Consider the following 17,910-nt stretch of genomic DNA (forward strand, 5'->3'; position numbering starts at 1 on the left):
TCCCCGCCATCAATTTTTTACCAAGACTGGCGAGGACCAAAAAAATGTACTTCATGCACAGATATAACTTCTAACCAGCAAGAACTCGTTAGTATTTGCTGCTGATACTGAAAAACGAATTTCGGTTCCCATCGGCGAACAGCCCTATCCGGGCGAAATGGCAGCTCAACAATTCAGCGGGAATAACGCACGTCGTGCGAGCTTCTCCGCTTTTGCCGCATGATGGCGCAGATAGGATTTTGCAATGCTGGATGCAAAGACGAGCACGCTACTATGGGCGGCGGAGACGTTCACCCTTGCCGTGCTTTTGGGAACGCTGTGGCTGCACCGCCCTTCCCGCCGGCACAATCTCTATTTCGCCGCCGGCTTTCTCGCCACCGGCTTCGGCACCGTCATGGTGGCGTTTCGCGGAGATATTTCCAGTTTCCTGTCCATTCAGGTCGGCAACGCGCTGGCGCTTTCCGCCTTCGGCTTCTGGCTCGCGGGCCTCTTGTCCCTGGAGAAGCGCAAGCTCGCTGGCTGGATTGCCATCCCGGCCCTCCTGTGGATCGCCGGAATGTTCGTCCCACCCGTGCGAGAAAACATGGTGGCACGGATCCTGCTTTATCACGCCAGTGCGGCCACGGGCTATTTCATGCTCGCCGGTGTGCTTCTGGCAAATGGCGAGCGCAGGTCGCGCAGCAGAAAAGTTCTGGCGACGATTCTGATCCTGCAGGCTTTTGCTGGCGCCGTCGTCGCCTCCATTGTCATCCCGGCCAATGCGGCTGCGCCCAACGCCATTCCGCTGACATCGGCGCTCGCTTTTTCCGGCATGCTCGGCTTCACGGCCATCATCATGATCAGCGCCAAGATCATCATGGAGGATACGGAGCTTCGTCTCCACCGGCTCGCCATGACCGATCACCTCACCGGTGTCCTTAACCGGCGTGGTCTGCTGGAGGAGTTCGACCGCATCAAGAAGCGCTCACACGGCTCCAGCCGATATGTGGCGCTTGTTCTCTTCGACATCGACCATTTCAAGAAGATCAATGACAGATACGGCCACCAGTCCGGCGACGCCGTACTCGTGCATTTCTGTCAAATCGCGCAACGCGCGATCGGCGACCGCGGCCTTTTCGTGAGGATGGGCGGCGAGGAGTTCGCGCTGGTGGCGGAGGTCGAAAGCCCCTCCAGCACCGTCACGCTTGCCGAATCCATCCGTAACAATCTGCTTCTTTCGAAAATCACCTCACGCGGCGAACCCATCAAGGTGACGACCAGCGTCGGCATATCCGAAGCGATGATCAAGGACGCCGAGCTGAATGTGATGATGACCGAGGCCGACCGAGCGCTTTATGCCGCAAAGAAAGCCGGGCGCAATCGGACCGTAATCCACGTAAATTCGGCCAATGTCGTCGTGCCCGCCTCGGACCGTGACGAAAACCCTATGGATAACAATGCCGACCGGCAGGTCGCGGCGCTGAACCGGATATCCGCAATTGCCAGCCGGTGAAGGTGTAACCATTTGGTGACGTATGAAGGAACGCCTGCCGCCCTTCCCAAAGCGCCAAGCGCGGAATAAACCATCAGCATGACAGCGACGTTTCCCTTTCTCAAAATCGATTCCGCCACCCGCCACGTTTCACTCGATGCGCGCGACCCGGCTTTTTACAACGATCCGAACCCCGTCTACGCCGCCCTGCACGCGGAATGTCCCACTTTCTACTGGGAAGAGCAGCGGCAATGGTTTTTCACCTCTTATGACCATGTCAGCTCGCTACTGCGCGACCGCCGGTTTGGACGACAGATCCTGCATGTGGCAACTCGTGAAGAGATCGGCCTGCCAGAGCCGCTTGAGCATGTGAAGCATTTCGACCTGGCCGAGCAGCATTCGCTTCTGGAACTGGAGCCGCCGGAGCATACGCGGCTGCGCACGCTGATCAACCGCGCCTTCGTGTCACGGCATGTCGACAAGATGAAGCCGGAGATCGAGGAACTCGCCAACCGGCTGATTGACGCTTTCGAAGAGAAGGGCGAGACGGAACTGCTTTCCTCCTATGCCGATATCATCCCGGTAACGATGATCGCCCGGATGATCGGCATTCCCGAGGAAATGGGGCCGCAGCTGCTGAAGTGGTCGCATGCCTATGTCGGCATGTACATGTTCAAGCGCACACCGGAAGACGAGCTTCTGGCCGACAGGGCTGCGAAGGAATTTTCGGATTATGTGCGCGGCGTGATCGCCGAGCGGCGGGCCAAGCCTGAGGACGACCTGCTGAGCCACATGATCCATACCGAGCACAAGGGTCAATATCTGACTGACGACGAGCTGGTGTCCACCACCATCGTCCTGCTCAACGCGGGCCATGAAGCGACCGTTCATCAGATCGGCAATTCCGTGCGTATCATTCTGGAGAGCGGGATATCGCCGCAGACCTTGTTCAGCGACGAGGCCGCCACGGAACGCACGGTGGAGGAAACCCTGCGGATCTGCGCGCCGGTGCACATCTTCCAGCGATGGGTTCTGGAGCCGGTCGAGATTGACGGCGTGCAGTTCAAGCGTGGCGACAAGGTGAGCCTGATCCTGGCTGCGGCCAACCTCGATCCGTCAAAATTCCCTGATCCACTGACCTTCCGGCCGGAGCGCAACGAAGGCGCCAATGTCTCCTTCGGCGCCGGCATCCATTTCTGTATCGGCGCGCCATTGGCAAGACTGGAACTGAACCTTGCCCTGCCACTACTTTTCAAACGCCTGCCGCGCCTGAAAATTGCCGAGCCGCCCAGGGTCAAGGATGTCTATCATTTCCATGGGCTGGAGCGGCTCGATCTCAGCTGGTAGCGTGCGCAGGCCTTAAATCTGGGCCAGACCGCCATCGACCGAAAGCTCGACGCCGGTGATGTAACTGGCCTTTGAAGAGGCCAGAAACAGAACGGCCTCAGCGATCTCGTCGGGGTCGGCCATCCGGCCGATCGGCGCGGCATCCTTCAGATAGGCCTCGAAACCGGCGATCTTTTCTTCATCGAGCTTCAGGCCGTTTTCCATGATCGGCGTGCGGGTCACGCCCGGGCTAACCGTATTGACGCGGATGCCCCGCGCCTTGAGGTCGTTGGCAAAACTGCGGGCGAATGAGCGAACGGCCGCCTTGGAAGCATTATAGGCGCTCAACCTCTCCAGGCCCTTGTTGCCGACGATCGACCCGGTGAGCACGATCGAGCCGCCATCGCGCAGGACCGGCAGCAATGTCTGCACGGTGTAGAATACGCCCTTGACGTTGATGTCGAAAATCCGGTCGTACAGCGCCTCGTGGGTATCACCGAGGTCATTGTTCTCGGCGATGCCGGCATTGGCGACCAGCACGTCCACCTTCCGGCCATCGGCTTCAATGCGCGCCTTGAGCCGTTCCAGATCGGAGAGCTTGGCAACATCGGACGCGAAGCCGATCGCCCCCTGCCCGAGCCTGGCGACCGCTGCCTCGAGATTGGCGGTATTGCGGCCCGTCACGTAAACGGCGGAGGCTCCGCCTTCCAGAGCCAATCTCGCGACGGAAAAGCCGATGCCAGTCGATCCACCGGTGACGACCACGACCTGCCCACTGAATAATCCAGACATTGCAAACTCCATGAATGTCGTAATTTCCGAATAACCATAATTCGGTATTTCGGTTTTATTGAAATATTGAAGCTTGTCAATCCATGTGCTAGAGGCGGTCCATGGCTCAGTTTTTTCATCCCGCACGCGAAGACATTTCGCTCACGGCCGTGCTCGCCGCTCTTGGCGAACCGGCACGCATGGGCATCATCCGAAAATTATGGGGCTCCGAGACCGGACAGAATTGTGGTGCCGCAGCACCCTGCCAGGACATGCCGCGTTCAACCCTGTCCAGCCATATGCGGATCCTGCGGGAGGCAGGCTTGATTCGAACCCACAAACAGGGTGTCGAGAATATCAGCGTCGTTCGTGTCGACGATTTGGAAGCCCGTTTTCCCGGGCTCCTTCAATCCATCATCTCGTTCGACCAGCAATAGCGTGACCGAGCGGATTTCCGCCGTCATAGCCTGATGACATAGTCTTTTCGTGTTGTCTCCACGACTTCCCAGGTGCCGGTAAAGCCGGGCCGCAGCACAAGCCTGTCGCCCGGTCTGAGGTCACGCGGGGGCCCGCCATCCTCGGTCAGGATGGAATGGCCCTCGAGGATGCTGAAATATTCCCATTCGTCATAGACGACACGCCATTTTCCGGGTGTGGATTGCCAGATGCCGGCATAAATACCGCCCGGCGCTTCCTCCAGATTCCATGTGGTGAATTTGGGGTCGCCGGAGATCAATCGCTCCGGCGCTGGCGCACCATGCTCTGCTTCGAGGGAAGCATCTTCGAATGTCAGTAGGTTGCTCATCGCGACGCCGACCTCTCAGACTTTTGCAAGCGACTGTTCAAGATCGGCAATGATGTCGTTAACGTCCTCGATTCCGACGGACAGACGCACCACATCCGGACCGGCGCCAGCCGCCGTCTGCTGTTCCGGCGTCAGCTGGGCATGGGTGGTGGAAGCCGGGTGGATGACGAGCGAGCGCGTGTCACCGATATTAGCGAGATGGGAGAATAGCTGCAGCCCTTCGACCAGTGCCTTGCCGGCCGCATAACCGCCCTTGACGCCAAATGTAAAGACCGAACCCGCGCCCTTCGGCGAGTAACGCTGCTGGAGGGCGTGATTGTCGCTTTCCTCCAGGCCGGCATAATTCACCCAGCCGACCTTGGGATGTGCCTTAAGCCATTTGGCGACGGCAAGCGCATTGTCTGAATGGCGTTGAACGCGCAGCGGCAGGGTCTCAATTCCCGTGAGAATAAGGAAGGCGTTGAAGGGCGAAATCGCCGGGCCGAGATCGCGCAGGCCAAGCACGCGGCAGGCGATGGCAAAGGCGAAATTGCCGAAAGTCTGGTGGAGCACGACGCCGGAATATTCGGGCCGGGGCTGTGACAAGGCCGGAAACCGGTCAGTTGCCGACCAGTCGAAGGTTCCGCCGTCAACGATGATGCCGCCCATGGAATTACCGTGGCCTCCGAGGAATTTCGTCAGCGAGTGCAGTACGATGTCTGCACCGTGTTCCAGCGGTCGCAGCAGATATGGGCTTGCCATCGTGTTGTCGACGATCAGCGGCAGGCCGTGCCGATGGGCAACTTCGGCAATTGCGGCGATATCCACAAAGGTGCCGCCTGGATTTGCAAGGCTTTCTATGAAGACGGCGCGCGTGCGCTCATCGATCTGCTGTTCGAAACTGCCGGGATCGGTGGCGTCGGCCCAGCGAACCTGCCAGTCGAAACCTTTGAAGGCGTGGCCGAACTGGTTGATCGATCCGCCGTAAAGCTGACGGGCGGCGATGAAATTGTCGCCGGACTGCAGCAGCGTATGAAAAACCAGCAATTGTGCGGCGTGGCCGGAGGCGACGGCAAGCGCTGCGGTACCACCCTCAAGCGCGGCCACACGCTCTTCCAGAACCGCCTGAGTGGGGTTCATGATGCGGGTGTAGATATTGCCGAACTCTTTCAGCCCAAACAGGGCGGCGGCATGATCCGCATCACGGAAAGCGTAGGCCGTCGTCTGATAGATGGGTGTCGCCCGTGCGCCGGTCGTAGGATCAGGCTGTGCGCCCGCATGGATGGCCAGCGTCGAAAAACCGGGATTGCTGCTCGGCATGATGTTTCCTCCAATGGAATTCTGGAGGGATCATAATGCCTTGACGCCAAATGATAAGCCCAATCCGTACCAACTATCGTGCGATATTGAGACGCGGATACTCAATTGCCGGGCAACGGTTCATCACCACGTCAATGCCATAAGCCTCGGCCTTGGCGGCGGCATTATCGTCACGCACGGATAGCTGACCCCAGATCACCTTTGGGCGTTGCGGCAGCAAGATCGCCTCGTCGACAATCGCGGAAAGATATTCCGGCGCACGAAACACATCGATCAAATCAACAGCCTCGGGAATATCGGCCAGCCGGGCATAGACCGCCTGTCCCAGTATCTCCTTGCCCGCCTGACCCGGATTGACCGGAAACACGCGATAGCCCTTGGACAGCAGGAAGCGCATGACGCCATGGCTCGGCCGATCCGGATTGGGCGAAGCTCCCAGCAGGGCGATGGTTTCGACATTCGTCAGGATTTTCCTGAGGTAATCCGCTTCGTAAGTATCATGCTGCATGTCAACTTATTCCTTTGGCATACCACCTGATCCAGAGAGGCGCAGGCGTCTGGAGCGTTGCTTCAATGCCCACCAGCCTCCCCTCTCCCGCATGGTTCCAGCGCCGGCAACCTTCACGCCGTTTCATGCGATGCCATTCTCATCTGGGACGCTCCGGTCGTCTCCGGAACCCCGAAAGCGCAAAAATCAATATCTCCGCCGGATCGGCACTCTGCAACCCCGTTTTCATCCACGCAAAATGATTTCACAAAATCGCGCACACACCGGATGTATTGAGTATTTTCATCCACTTTTCAAAAATTGCGCCGAACGGCCATCGAAACAGGCCGAAACAACATTAGCGTGCATTTCATGCGCTCTTCGTCTCCTGTTTGTTTTCATTCCGTTCACCGATTATTTAGCCGCGACTAATTTTCAAAAAGTTATTTCGTAAACCAACCATTCGATAAGTCTGCAACGTTATAGTGGAGTTTCGATGGGGATTCTGAAATTTATTTTCATTGATGATCATACGATTTTAATCGCCCGCACGCTCATTTGAAACGCCAGGCGCAATACCAACAACTGGGATAAATGGTGTGCTCGGTCATTTTTCAAGGAAATCCGCAGCGCGAGGCAGAGCCGCAAGCCGTGCATCAGACGTTATTTTCCGGATTAAATCAGAAGCAGGAAAGCGTGTCTCATGCGCGATATCGGATCTCGTTTTTTCATGACGCATAGAAATCAAAAATTTGACGCGTGTCATAATCCATAAAAACAAAGCCCGTAGGCACCGGATTGGGGACGGCCTCGGCGAGGCGATTGAAAGCGTACACCTGCCCGTCCGGAAAATGACTTCCAGTTTCTGAGGCCAATGCTGTAGATTGCCCGAAAAGCCCGTGAGCGAGTCTCTGACTGTGACATTCGACATTCTTATTCTGGTGCTTCTGGGCGCAATGCTGCATGCCGGATGGAATGCGCTGGTCAAATCCGGTTCCGATAAATCGCTGGACGCCTCGTTGATTGCGGCGGGAGCTGCAGCCTGTTCGCTGCCGTTTCTGCCTTTCCTGCCGTTTCCCTCGCCAGTCGCCATTCCCTTCCTGATCGCCTCAGCCGTCCTGCAATTCGCTTATTTCCGCCTTGTCGCCGCCGCCTATACGATCGGCGACATCGGCCTTGTCTATCCCGTCATGCGCGGCGTGGCACCCTTGATCGTGGCGGCGACGAGCAGCCTGTTCCTGAGCGAGATTTTGAGCCCGCTGGCGATTGCGGGCATCGGCGTCATCTCCGCGGGGATCCTGACGCTTGCTTTCGAGGCAAGGCGCGGGGGCGGAAAGGCGATCATGGTCGCCCTGCTCAACGCTTTCGTGATTGCATCCTACACCTTCGTCGACGGTGTCGGCGCAAGGCTTTCCGGCAACGCCATCTCATACACGCTCTGGATGTCTCTGCTGCCACCCGTGCTGCTGTTCGGTTTCGCGTTTTACCAGCGGGGCGCCGGCCCCGTCGTCCAGCATGTCCGGCGCAACTGGTGGCGTGGCCTTATCGGTGGCGGCGGCTCCATACTCTCCTATGGGCTGGCGCTCTACGCCATGACCAAAGCGCCTGTCGCCGTCGTCGCAGCACTCCGGGAAACCTCCATTCTTTTCGCGCTGGTGATATCAGTGGTGATCCTGAAAGAACGCGCCAGCATCTGGCGCTACCTTGCCGGAGGCATCATTGCAGCGGGCGTTCTGGTGATGCGGCTAGGGTAAAACGAGGTCAGATGATGGGGTAAAATAATACCCCATAACCAACCGTTTGTTTTTACTTGATTATTTTTGCGACCTCCAAAATCGATCATATTGACGCTTTCGTTCGCGCACCGTATAAGCGCGCCAGATCGGATTCCAGCCGGAATAGGGTCATTTACGGTAGCCCTTATCGGCAACCAAACCAAGCAACAAGAAACGCCCGTATGCTCTTCATGAAGAGGATGACGGGTCCACGTTAGAAAGTGAAATTCATGTCTACTTTCGTTCAGAAGCCCGCTGAGGTGGAGAAGAAGTGGGTCATCATCGACGCCGAAGGCCTCGTTGTTGGTCGCCTCGCCACCATCGTTGCAACCCGCCTGCGCGGCAAGCACAAGGCTACCTACACCCCCCACGTTGATGATGGCGACAACGTCATCGTTATCAATGCGGAAAAGGTTGCCCTCACCGGCAAGAAGTATTCCGACAAGAAGTACTACTGGCACACCGGTCACCCGGGTGGCATCAAGGAGCGTACGGCTCGCCAGATCATCGAAGGCCGCTTCCCGGAGCGCGTCGTTGAAAAGGCCGTCGAGCGCATGATCCCGCGCGGTCCGCTCGGCCGTCGTCAGATGAAGAACCTGCGCGTTTACGCCGGTTCCAACCACCCGCACGAAGCACAGCAGCCGGTCGTTCTCGACGTTGCCGCGCTCAACAAGAAGAACGTAAGGAGCGCCTGATAATGGCCGATCTTTCCTCTCTGAAAGACCTCGCCCCGGCTTCGGAAGCTTCGGCTCCCGTGCATGTCCGCAAGGTTGATACCCTCGGCCGCTCCTACGCGACCGGCAAGCGCAAGAACGCCGTAGCCCGCGTATGGGTCAAGGCGGGTTCTGGCAAGATCATCATCAACGGCCGCGATTTCACCACGTATTTCGCACGTCCGGTTCTGCAGATGATCCTCCAGCAGCCGATAGTTGCCGCTGCCCGCACGGGTCAGTTCGACATCATCGCCACCGTTGCCGGTGGTGGTCTGTCCGGTCAGGCCGGCGCCGTTCGTCACGGCCTGTCCAAGGCCCTCACCTACTTCGAACCGGGCCTGCGCTCCGTTCTGAAGAAGGGTGGCTTCCTGACCCGCGACAGCCGCGTTGTCGAGCGTAAGAAGTACGGTAAGGCCAAGGCCCGCCGCTCGTTCCAGTTCTCGAAGCGCTAATCGCTTCCAGGAACGGTTCGTTCAGAACTTCGAAAGGCGGGGCTTCGGCTCCGCCTTTTTTCATGGCCTCCTCCCTTGTTTTTTCATCGGGAAGACAGCAACCTCGGCGCAAATCGCAATGGGGTGATCAATGCCGGCCAAAACCATCGACCATGCCTTTACCGCAATGTCCCTGACATCGGCTGCCACGGACCCGACCCATGCCGGTGTCCTCTCCTTCATGCGGCGCAAATATACCAAGAACCTCAAAGGCGTTTCGACTGCCGTGTGGGGTATTCCCTTCGACGCGGCGACCTCCAACCGTCCCGGCGCACGTTTCGGGCCCCAGGCGATCCGCCGCGCTTCGGCGATTTTCGATAATGATCCGCAATATCCTTTCGCGCGCGATCTCTTCGTCCATATGCCGACCATTGATTATGGCGACTGCCTGCTTGACTACGGCAACCACTGGAAAACGCCTGACACGATCGAAAAGGAAGCGCGCAGGATCATCTCCAAGACGGATTACCTGCTGACGCTCGGCGGCGATCATTTCATCACCTGGCCATTGCTGAAAGCGCATGTGGCCAAGCACGGCCCACTCGCGCTGGTGCAGTTCGACGCGCATCAGGATACATGGTTCGACGATGGCAAGCGCATCGACCACGGCTCCTTCGTGGCCCGCGCCGTGCGCGACGGGCTGATCGATGCCGACCGCTCGATCCAGATCGGCATCCGCACCCACGCGCCTGACGATTTCGGCATCCGGATTCTCCACGGTTACGAGGTGGAGGACATGCGGGCCAGCGATATCGCCTCGCTGATCGTCAAGCACACGGGCGGTATGCCCACCTATCTCACCTTCGATATCGATTGCCTCGATCCCGCCTTCGCGCCGGGAACCGGCACACCCGTCGCCGGCGGGCCGACCAGCGCTAAAATTCTCTCCGTTTTGCGTGGGCTTGGCCAGCTCGATATTCGCGGCTCTGATGTGGTGGAGGTGGCACCCGCCTACGACCATGCGGATATTACCGCCATTGCCGGAGCGACCGTTGCAATGTATATGCTTGGCCTGCGTGCCGAACGGCTGGCCAAGGCTGGCTGACAACGACGACGGCACTTGCCAAACTGATTCCGACTACCCTCGCAACCCTCTGAAAAGTCAGGACAAGGACATGACAGCGAAGATCTTCATCGATGGCGAACACGGCACCACGGGTCTGCAGATCCGCACGCGCCTTGCCGGTCGCCGCGATATCGAGCTGCTGTCCATTCCGGAAGCCGAGCGCCGCAATGCGGCGATGCGCGAGGATATGCTCAATAGCGCCGACATTTCGATCCTCTGCCTGCCGGACGACGCGTCCCGGGAAGCGGTTTCCATGGTAGCTGGCAACAATAATGTCCGCATCATCGATACCTCCACCGCTTATCGCGTTCATCAGGACTGGGCTTACGGTTTTGCCGAAATGGATAAGGACCAGGGCGAGAAGGTTCGCTCTGCCCGCCTCGTCGCCAATCCCGGCTGCTATCCGACCGGTGCTATCGCCCTTATTCGCCCGCTGCGGGCCGCTGGCCTCCTGCCGGACGGTTATCCTGTCAGCGTCAATGCGGTCTCCGGCTATACTGGCGGCGGCAAGCAGATGATTGCGCAAATGGAAGACCAGGGCCGCAACGATGCCATCAGTGCCAATAATTTCCTTTATGGCCTGACGCTCAAGCACAAGCATGTGCCTGAAATGACCATTCACGGCCAGCTTGACCGCGCGCCGCTGTTTTCGCCCTCCGTAGGTCGCTTCCCGCAGGGCATGATCGTCCAGGTGCCGCTGTTCGCCGCCGACCTTAAGGAAGGCACTGATATCGAAACGATCCATGCGGCACTCACCGCCCATTACGCTGGACAGGATATCGTCAGCGTCGTGCCTCTGGCCGAGAGCAAGGGGTTGGCGCGTATCGATGCCGAGGAATTGGCTGGCAAGGATACGATGAAGCTCTTCGTCTTCGGCACCGAGGGCGGCGAGCATATCAACCTCGTCGCGTTACTCGACAATCTCGGCAAGGGTGCCTCCGGTGCTGCCGTGCAGAACATGGAACTGATGCTCTCTGCATGAGACGTTGCTCATGACCATGACCACGCCCTCTTTTCCGGCCTCGTGGAATATCGAGGCCGTAAAGCAGATTGCGGATACGCCTGCCGGGGTGGTCTACGAGCTTGTGCGCGATGACGGTTCCCTTGCGGTCGCCAAGGTTCTGAAGAAGAAAGTATTGACGGACAGCCTTCGCGGCGCGGATTTCATCGAATGGCGCGCCGGGATCGGCTGCGTGGAGTTGCTTGACCGCTCCGATGATATTCTTCTGATGGAACATGCCGGCACGGAGACCCTGCGCGACGTGCTGTTCCGAGACGGTGACGATCATGCCACCACGGAAATCGCAGCGGAGGTCCTGCTTCGATATCACCAGCCGTCCGAGCAGCCGCCGCCCTCAAGTCTGCTGACGCTGCCTCTCTATTTCGAAAGTCTGTTCCGCAAGGCCGAGCAGGATCGTTCCGACGGCATCGACAGCGCCTATATCGAGGCCGCCGCGCTTGCGCAGGAACTGATCGGCCAGCAGCGCGATATCAAGCCGCTGCATGGCGACCTGCACCATGAGAATATCATGCGCAGCGATCGCGGCTGGATCATCATCGATCCGGCTGGCCTGATCGGCGATGCGGCGCTCGATGTCGCCAACATGTTCTCCAATCCGCTCGACCGTTTTGACCTCACCCGCAGCGAAGCGCGCATCGCCTCCATGGCGGCGATTTTTGCGAAGGCTCTCCAACGGGACGAACGGCTATTGCTGCAATATGCCTTTGCCTATGGCTGCCTTTCTGCCGCGTGGCATGAAGAGGACGAAAATGCGGAAGAACGCGACAACGAACTCGCTGTCGCGGCAACCATTAAGGCCGTCCTGAAACAGTTCTGAGCGAGTTCAGTCCCTGACTTCAACCGCAACTGGCGGCGGATATTCTCCGATGAATCCGCGCCAGTGGGCAACCGCAAAACCGAGCACGACCAGCGCCATGCCCTGATGGGCGAGCGCGACATGAATATCCACATGCATGAGCAGCGTGGTTACTCCCAGCGCCGCCTGAATGCAGACGAGCAGGAAGAACAGCACCGCGCGGCGGGCGTGCGGCGTACCCGGCAAGGCGCGCGCCATCGATGCCATATGCCACAGCGTGGCGGCAAACAGCGTATAGGCGCCCAGGCGGTGAATGAACTGCACCGTCTTGGGGTTTTCGAAGAGGTTGATCCACCAGGGCTGCTGCAGGAAGAGATCGCCCGGCACCAGCGAACCATCCATCAGCGGCCACGTATTATAGGACAGGCCGGCATTCAACCCCGCCACCAACGCGCCGAGATAGATCTGGAAGAGACAGAGCACCGTCAACAGCGCGGCAAAGCCCCTGCCCGTCTTTTCGTCGGTGGCCTCGGGGGAATGATGGGACAGGCCGCGCAAAATCCACATGCAGCCCGCAAAGATGAGGCAGGCGATGGTCAGATGTGTGGCAAGACGATATTGCGAGACATCCGTGCGGTTGACGAGGCCGGAAGAGACCATCCACCAGCCGATGAAGCCCTGGAAGCCGCCAAGCGCCAGTAGACCGACCAGTGGTAGCCGGAGGCGCTTTTCGACGCGGCCTGTCAGCCAGAAGAAGGCGAGCGGCAAAGCGAAGATGAGGCCGATGGCGCGGGCAAGCAGGCGATGCGCCCATTCCCACCAGAAGATCGTCTTGAACTCGTCGAGCGACATGCCCTTGTTGATTTCCTGATATTGCGGAATGCGCTTGTAGAGCTGGAACTCCTCTTCCCATTCCGCGACAGAAAGCGGCGGTATCGCGCCATGGATCGGTTTCCATTCGGTAATCGACAGGCCGGATTCGGTCAGGCGGGTTGCGCCACCAACGAGCACCAGACAGAAGAGTGTGAAAAGCACGAGGCGCAGCCAGACGCGCAGCAGGCGGCGGTCCTTCTCCTGCTTCTGCAGGGCAGCCTGCACCACCATTTCCGCGGAACCATTGGCCATCGTCATGCCGCTCGAACTCATCTTTCAGTCTCCTTCATACAGCCATGTTGATTAGCCCTAACCGGCACCACAAAACAAGGCCTCAGGGTTTGCGGCATCCGGTCGCGGCGCTATAGTCATGTACCTGTTCAATCACGGAAGATTTCATGCACCCTCGCCTCAGATCGCTTATCGGCACCATCGTCATCATCTGCCTCGTCGTCGTTTACGCCGTGGTGGCGACGGCCATTGCATCGGCGGCACTGGCGCAATCGCCCTGGTGGGTACATCTCGCTTATTTCGTGCTGACAGGAATTTTGTGGATTTTGCCCGCGATGCTGATCATCAAATGGATGGCCGGGCCAAAAAGACAGGGCTGATGCGGGACCACCGCGTGACACCTTAAGGTCGCAATTTTATAAACCGATTGTTTGCCGCTCAAAGATATAGTCCGACCGAAACAACCGGAGAGAGTGGATGGCGGCTGAGGGGCCGGTCTTTACCAGCGACGAGCAAGCGCCGACCGCCGTGCAAAACGAGCGGCGGGGCGCTGACCGTCTGTCGGTCGATCTCGTCGATGACGCTTCCACCATCCATGTCGATTGGAAGCGGCTGGAAAACGATCCGCTCAATTCCCTGCATCAGGGTTTTGGGTGGTGCTCCATCTGGGCACAAACGCAGGACAGCGCGCTCCTGACGCTTCGCGGCCGGCAGGGCGGCAAGACGATCTTCCTGCTTCCGCTTGAAATCGTGCTGGAGGGCGGCATTCGCAAGGCGCGTTTCCCCGGCGGCCGTTTCAACAATATCAATACCGGGCTTTTCGACCCCTCCTTTGCCGAACGGGCCGGAGAGGAAATCGCGGCGGCGATTGCCCGCGAGGCGCGGAAGCTGCTGCATGGCCGGGCCGACATTCTGGCTTTGCAGAACATACCGCTGACGTGGCGCGGCAGGACCAACCCCCTGTCGCATCTAGCTTCGGTCGAAAACCAGAATCCGGCCTTCCAGCTTCCGTTGCTCGAAAGTTTCGAGGCCACGCTCCGGCAGGTCAATGCCAAGAGACGTCGGAAGAAATTCCGGATCCAGAGCCGGAGAGCCGAGGAAATGGGCGGCTACAGCCATGTGATCGCGCATTCTCCACAGGAAAGATGTGAATTATTGCAGGCCTTCTTCCGGCAGAAAGCCGCCCGTTTTGCATCGCAGGGCATTCCGGATGTCTTTCGCGACCAATCGGTAAAGGATTTCTTTTACGACCTGGCCAATTTTCCCGAGACGGGCACAGACAGTCTGCTGGAGTTGCATGCCATTCGCCTGCACGGCGCGAACGAGGGCGTCATCGCCGCAATAGCCGGTCTTTCGCGCAAGCAGGACCACATCATCTGCCAGTTCGGTTCGATCGACGAATCCGTTTCGGAACTCAGCCCCGGAGAATTGCTGTTCTGGCTGATGATTGAAAGGGCGTGCCACCAAAGGGCTGCGATCTTCGATTTCGGGGTCGGCGACCAGCTCTACAAGCGCAGCTGGTGCCCGCTTTTCACCGTGCAGCACGATATATTCCTGCCGATAACGGTGAAAGGTCGCATCGCCGCAGCAGCCTATGTCGCGATCGCCCGAACGAAAAGCCTGATCAAATCCAATCCGGCTCTCTATGCGCTCATTCAGCGTTTCCGCGCCGGCCGGCCGACAGCAGCTTCGACAAGGGGTCTCGACTGAACAGCCGTTCAGGCCGCGCTCAGGTGGTCCGGCTTTCGCATGCCGGTCATCGGCAGAGCCTGCTCGTAGCCGTGAGCCACCAGTTCTCCGAGCGTTTTCTCCAGCATCTCCCCGTCCTTTCCTGGAACCGAGACAATGATTTCTGCCGGCAGATTGCGCAGCATTTTTTCGAGGCTCGAAATCTGCACCGCTCCACACTCCACAAGCACCGTGTCGTAAGCGTCGGAAAGCGCACCGAGGATCATCGTCAGGCGGTCCAGAGCACGCATCGCCTCGCGGGGCTGCGCATTGCCGCGTGGAACGATATGCGCATCTGACAGACGGTCGCCGTGAATGGTTTCACCGAAGGCGGCCGCTCCTGCCAGAAGGTCCATGACACCGGGAAGTCCGGCTTCGGGCGACATCAGCCGCGTCGGGCAGGCGGATGCCGTCATGTCGACGAGAACGACCGAACGCCCCATTTCAGACAATGCGCGCGCCAGCATGACGCTCGTGGTCGAACCGCTGTCACCGGCCGGAGATACAATGGCGGCGACGGGTTTGGCGAGCCGTGTGGACAGAATGCCCGCCACGGCGTCGATCGAAAAGTCACTGGCGGCATCGGCATCCTCATCCACCACCGCCTCTTTCGCAGCCGCGACATCTTCTGCCGCCAATGCCGGCGGCATGGCTGTGGCTGCGGGCGGCTCACGCCGTTTCTCTTCTACGGCGACGGGCTGTTGTGCCGCAACCGGCATGGCGCGGACGCCCGGCGCCACATTTTCAGCAGGTGCCGACGCCGGCTGCTCGGGCGCATCCGTCGTCTCATCCGCTTCAACCGGCCCGCGTGCAGGTGGTGGCGGATCGGAAAGCGGTGGAACCTGACTTCTTCCGACCGGTTTCAGCGCCCTACCCGTAAAGAGTTCCACCAGCATGACGACAATGCAGGACAGCAGAAATGCTGCGAGCGTGACAACGATGGTGATGGCACCGGTTTTCGGGAAATAGGGTTCGCGTGGCTCAACTGCCGTCGAAATCACACGCGCATCGGCCGGCGTGGAATCCGCAGAGCCAGCCCTCGACGTCGCCTCGCGATAGCGGGCGAGATAGGTTTCCAGAAGCTGCCTCTGCGCGGATGCTTCCCGCTCCAGGTCGTTAAGGCCCACCTGCTGCTCACCGGCACGCACGCTTTCCGATTTCAGCACGTTCAGTTGCTGCACCAGTTGCCGCTCCCGAAGGCGTGAGACATTGGCCTCGTTTTCGAGACTTGCCAGCACCTTGCGGGTTTCTTCCTGAATTTGCCTTTCGATGCCATCGAGCTGGTTGCGCAGCGCCCTTATGCGGGGGTGGCCTTCCAGCAGCGAAGACGAAAGATCGGAAATCTGGCTGCGGATGTTGGTTTCGTTTTCCTTCAGCCTCTGGATGGTGGGAGAAGCGACGACATCGGGAAAGGTATCGAGAGGACGACCGCTGGCAAGCGCGTTGCGCACACCTTCTGCGCGCGCCTCCGCATTGGCGCGCTCGCCGCGGATACGGCCGAGTTCCGTGGAGATGTCGCTCAGCTGACGTGTGGCGAGCGTCTCGCCCTGCCCGGCCGACAAAAGATCGGAGGAGGCACGATAATCCGCGACCTTCTTGTCCGCCTCCCGCACCTTTTCCCGCAGCGTGGCTATTTCCGGCTCAAGCCAGCGCGCTGCTTCTGTGCTGGTATCGAGCTTCGCGCCGCTTTGCAGCGCGAGATAGGCCTTCATCATCTCGTTCGGGATGGCCGCAGCGAGCTTCGGGTCTTCTGAAGAAAACTCGACCGTGATGACACGAGAACTTTCCACCTGATAGACCTGCAATTTCTCGCGGAACGCCTTCAGAACCCGCTCTTCAGGCAGAACCTGGAGTGGATCCTTCTTGACGCCGACGGCAACCAGCAGGCTCGAAACCAGCGACGGATGCGCCTCCGGATCGAATTCCTCGAGTTCATAGAGCTTCATGTCCCTGGCGACCTGCTTGATGAGGTCGACGGACTGCAGAATCTGCACCTGGCTGGATACTGTCAGTTCGTCCAGCACTGGCTCGGCCGGCGCGTTGGACTGCTGGGAAGCGCCAAAGGAAGCAGCACGGGATTCAATGAGCACGCGCGCCTCGCCCTTATAGGCGGGCGACATCATGCTGGAAACGACAAAGGCGGCGCCGCCGGCCAGCAGCGTTATGGCCGCGATTCTTCCCCGACGCCGCCATATGGCCGCGACGAGTTGCGCAAGATCAATATCCACATCCCTGTCGTCAATGCGATCGCCGTTCATACGGGCTCCGTAACCGAGATAAACCTCGGGCGCTCAAATAAAGATGGTCAATTTTCGCGAAGTTTAAGTCTTGCGGGTAACACAACCGTTAATCACCGAGACTCCGACGAAATAAAGCCGATATTACCGGGCCTGACGCTGCGCGTTTACCGTGCATTAACCCTAACAGAACGATAAGAATGATCAAAGTTCGACTCGGAGCCAGATGAGATGCCGCTCGCCGGATCACGACATGTCACCGCACTGACGTTTGCCGTTCTGACGGCCCTTTCCGGCTGTTCGGCCTATCAGCCTGCGCCGCGGTCATTCAATGAGGCCGCACTGCAACCCTATCACGTCGACAGCGGCGACAGACTGCGTATCAACGTGTTCGAACAGGCCGGGCTGACAAATACCTATACGGTCGATCAGGCGGGCTATGTCGCCTTCCCTCTCGTCGGTCAGGTGCCCGCGCGGGGCAAGACGCTGCCACAGCTGGAAGCCGCGATCGCGGCCAAGCTTCGGCAGGGATATCTGCGCGATCCCGATGTCACGATCGAGATAGATCGTTATCGCCCCGTCTTCATCATGGGCGAAGTGGGCCGTCCTGGCCAATATTCCTATGTGCCGGGCATGACGGTGCAGAACGCCATCGCCATTGCCGGCGGCTTCAGCCCGCGCGCGAATCAGGCAGATGTTGACGTCACCCGCAAGATAAACGCGGAAGTGATGACGGGCCGGATCGGTATAACCGCACCCATTCTTGCGGGTGATACCGTCTATGTGCGTGAACGATTCTTCTGAAAGGGGCGCGGCGAAC

18 protein-coding genes are annotated in these 17,910 nt (G+C 59.0%); 12 read left to right on the forward strand and 6 right to left on the reverse strand.

What is annotated here, in order from left to right:
• Positions 1-244: 244 nt before the first annotated feature.
• Together WA845_RS20115 and WA845_RS20120 are read left to right on the forward strand one after the other, a co-directional pair.
• Positions 245-1,492 (forward strand): GGDEF domain-containing protein, encoded by a 1,248-nt coding sequence (locus tag WA845_RS20115; RefSeq protein WP_004441298.1) that lies wholly within the window; start codon positions 245-247, stop codon positions 1,490-1,492.
• 78 nt (positions 1,493-1,570) lie between these two features.
• On the forward strand, positions 1,571-2,818 hold the full coding sequence (locus WA845_RS20120; protein WP_112554965.1) for a cytochrome P450: 1,248 nt from the start codon (positions 1,571-1,573) through the stop codon (positions 2,816-2,818).
• Between the two features lie 12 nt (positions 2,819-2,830).
• On the opposite strand, the gene WA845_RS20125 is transcribed toward WA845_RS20120, so the two are convergent.
• Positions 2,831-3,601: an SDR family NAD(P)-dependent oxidoreductase gene (locus WA845_RS20125; RefSeq protein WP_162471989.1), complete on the reverse strand. Its 771-nt coding sequence runs from the start codon at positions 3,599-3,601 to the stop codon at positions 2,831-2,833.
• A gap of 89 nt (positions 3,602-3,690) precedes the next feature.
• On the opposite strand from WA845_RS20125, the gene WA845_RS20130 reads away from it, so the two are divergent.
• On the forward strand, positions 3,691-4,005 hold the full coding sequence (locus tag WA845_RS20130) for an ArsR/SmtB family transcription factor (protein WP_006697985.1): 315 nt from the start codon (positions 3,691-3,693) through the stop codon (positions 4,003-4,005).
• Positions 4,006-4,028: 23 nt separating this feature from the next.
• On the opposite strand, the gene WA845_RS20135 is transcribed toward WA845_RS20130, so the two are convergent.
• From WA845_RS20135 to WA845_RS20145, 3 genes are all read right to left on the reverse strand, one after another.
• A complete protein-coding gene (locus WA845_RS20135; protein WP_045534067.1) occupies positions 4,029-4,373 on the reverse strand; it encodes a cupin domain-containing protein in 345 nt (114 codons plus the stop codon).
• Positions 4,374-4,388: 15 nt separating this feature from the next.
• Positions 4,389-5,672 (reverse strand): O-acetylhomoserine aminocarboxypropyltransferase, encoded by a 1,284-nt coding sequence (locus WA845_RS20140; protein ID WP_112554967.1) that lies wholly within the window; start codon positions 5,670-5,672, stop codon positions 4,389-4,391.
• Between the two features lie 73 nt (positions 5,673-5,745).
• A complete protein-coding gene (locus WA845_RS20145; RefSeq protein ID WP_035207832.1) occupies positions 5,746-6,180 on the reverse strand; it encodes a CoA-binding protein in 435 nt (144 codons plus the stop codon).
• 896 nt (positions 6,181-7,076) lie between these two features.
• On the opposite strand from WA845_RS20145, the gene WA845_RS20150 reads away from it, so the two are divergent.
• The 6 genes from WA845_RS20150 (at position 7,077) to WA845_RS20175 (ending at position 12,042) form a co-directional block, all read left to right on the forward strand.
• Positions 7,077-7,913 (forward strand): EamA family transporter, encoded by an 837-nt coding sequence (locus WA845_RS20150; RefSeq protein WP_004441289.1) that lies wholly within the window; start codon positions 7,077-7,079, stop codon positions 7,911-7,913.
• 251 nt (positions 7,914-8,164) lie between these two features.
• Positions 8,165-8,629 (forward strand): 50S ribosomal protein L13, encoded by a 465-nt coding sequence (gene rplM / locus WA845_RS20155; RefSeq protein WP_004441288.1) that lies wholly within the window; start codon positions 8,165-8,167, stop codon positions 8,627-8,629.
• 2 nt (positions 8,630-8,631) lie between these two features.
• A complete protein-coding gene (rpsI, locus tag WA845_RS20160) occupies positions 8,632-9,099 on the forward strand; it encodes a 30S ribosomal protein S9 (protein WP_003521540.1) in 468 nt (155 codons plus the stop codon).
• Positions 9,100-9,229: 130 nt separating this feature from the next.
• Complete coding sequence (gene speB, locus WA845_RS20165; RefSeq protein WP_022556026.1) at positions 9,230-10,183, forward strand: agmatinase; 954 nt, start codon at positions 9,230-9,232, stop codon at positions 10,181-10,183.
• Positions 10,184-10,253: 70 nt separating this feature from the next.
• Complete coding sequence (argC, locus tag WA845_RS20170) at positions 10,254-11,186, forward strand: N-acetyl-gamma-glutamyl-phosphate reductase (protein ID WP_112554969.1); 933 nt, start codon at positions 10,254-10,256, stop codon at positions 11,184-11,186.
• A gap of 10 nt (positions 11,187-11,196) precedes the next feature.
• The gene (locus WA845_RS20175; RefSeq protein ID WP_112554971.1) at positions 11,197-12,042 is read left to right on the forward strand and encodes an aminoglycoside phosphotransferase family protein; all 846 of its coding nucleotides are present in this window, start codon (positions 11,197-11,199) and stop codon (positions 12,040-12,042) included.
• Between the two features lie 6 nt (positions 12,043-12,048).
• Here WA845_RS20175 and WA845_RS20180 read toward each other — a convergent pair whose 3' ends face one another.
• Complete coding sequence (locus WA845_RS20180) at positions 12,049-13,152, reverse strand: COX15/CtaA family protein (RefSeq protein WP_337322563.1); 1,104 nt, start codon at positions 13,150-13,152, stop codon at positions 12,049-12,051.
• A gap of 140 nt (positions 13,153-13,292) precedes the next feature.
• Between WA845_RS20180 and WA845_RS20185 the strand changes: the two genes are divergently transcribed.
• Positions 13,293-13,505, forward strand: a complete 213-nt coding sequence (locus tag WA845_RS20185; protein ID WP_004441278.1) for a DUF2842 domain-containing protein — start codon at positions 13,293-13,295, stop codon at positions 13,503-13,505.
• Between the two features lie 97 nt (positions 13,506-13,602).
• Positions 13,603-14,835 carry a polysaccharide biosynthesis GNAT family N-acetyltransferase UppA gene (gene uppA, locus WA845_RS20190; RefSeq protein WP_112554975.1) on the forward strand — a complete coding sequence of 411 codons (1,233 nt, stop codon included), beginning with the start codon at positions 13,603-13,605 and terminating at the stop codon, positions 14,833-14,835.
• 8 nt (positions 14,836-14,843) lie between these two features.
• Here uppA and uppB read toward each other — a convergent pair whose 3' ends face one another.
• Positions 14,844-17,111 (reverse strand): polysaccharide biosynthesis protein UppB, encoded by a 2,268-nt coding sequence (uppB, locus tag WA845_RS20195; protein ID WP_112554977.1) that lies wholly within the window; start codon positions 17,109-17,111, stop codon positions 14,844-14,846.
• Positions 17,112-17,321: 210 nt separating this feature from the next.
• Here uppB and uppC point away from each other — a divergent pair, with 210 nt between their 5' ends.
• Positions 17,322-17,894 carry a polysaccharide export protein UppC gene (gene uppC, locus WA845_RS20200; RefSeq protein WP_004441270.1) on the forward strand — a complete coding sequence of 191 codons (573 nt, stop codon included), beginning with the start codon at positions 17,322-17,324 and terminating at the stop codon, positions 17,892-17,894.
• Positions 17,895-17,910: the final 16 nt, after the last annotated feature.

The sequence above is a fragment of the Agrobacterium sp. CMT1 genome, from assembly GCF_037203725.1.
In the GTDB taxonomy this organism is placed as follows: domain Bacteria; phylum Pseudomonadota; class Alphaproteobacteria; order Rhizobiales; family Rhizobiaceae; genus Agrobacterium; species Agrobacterium pusense.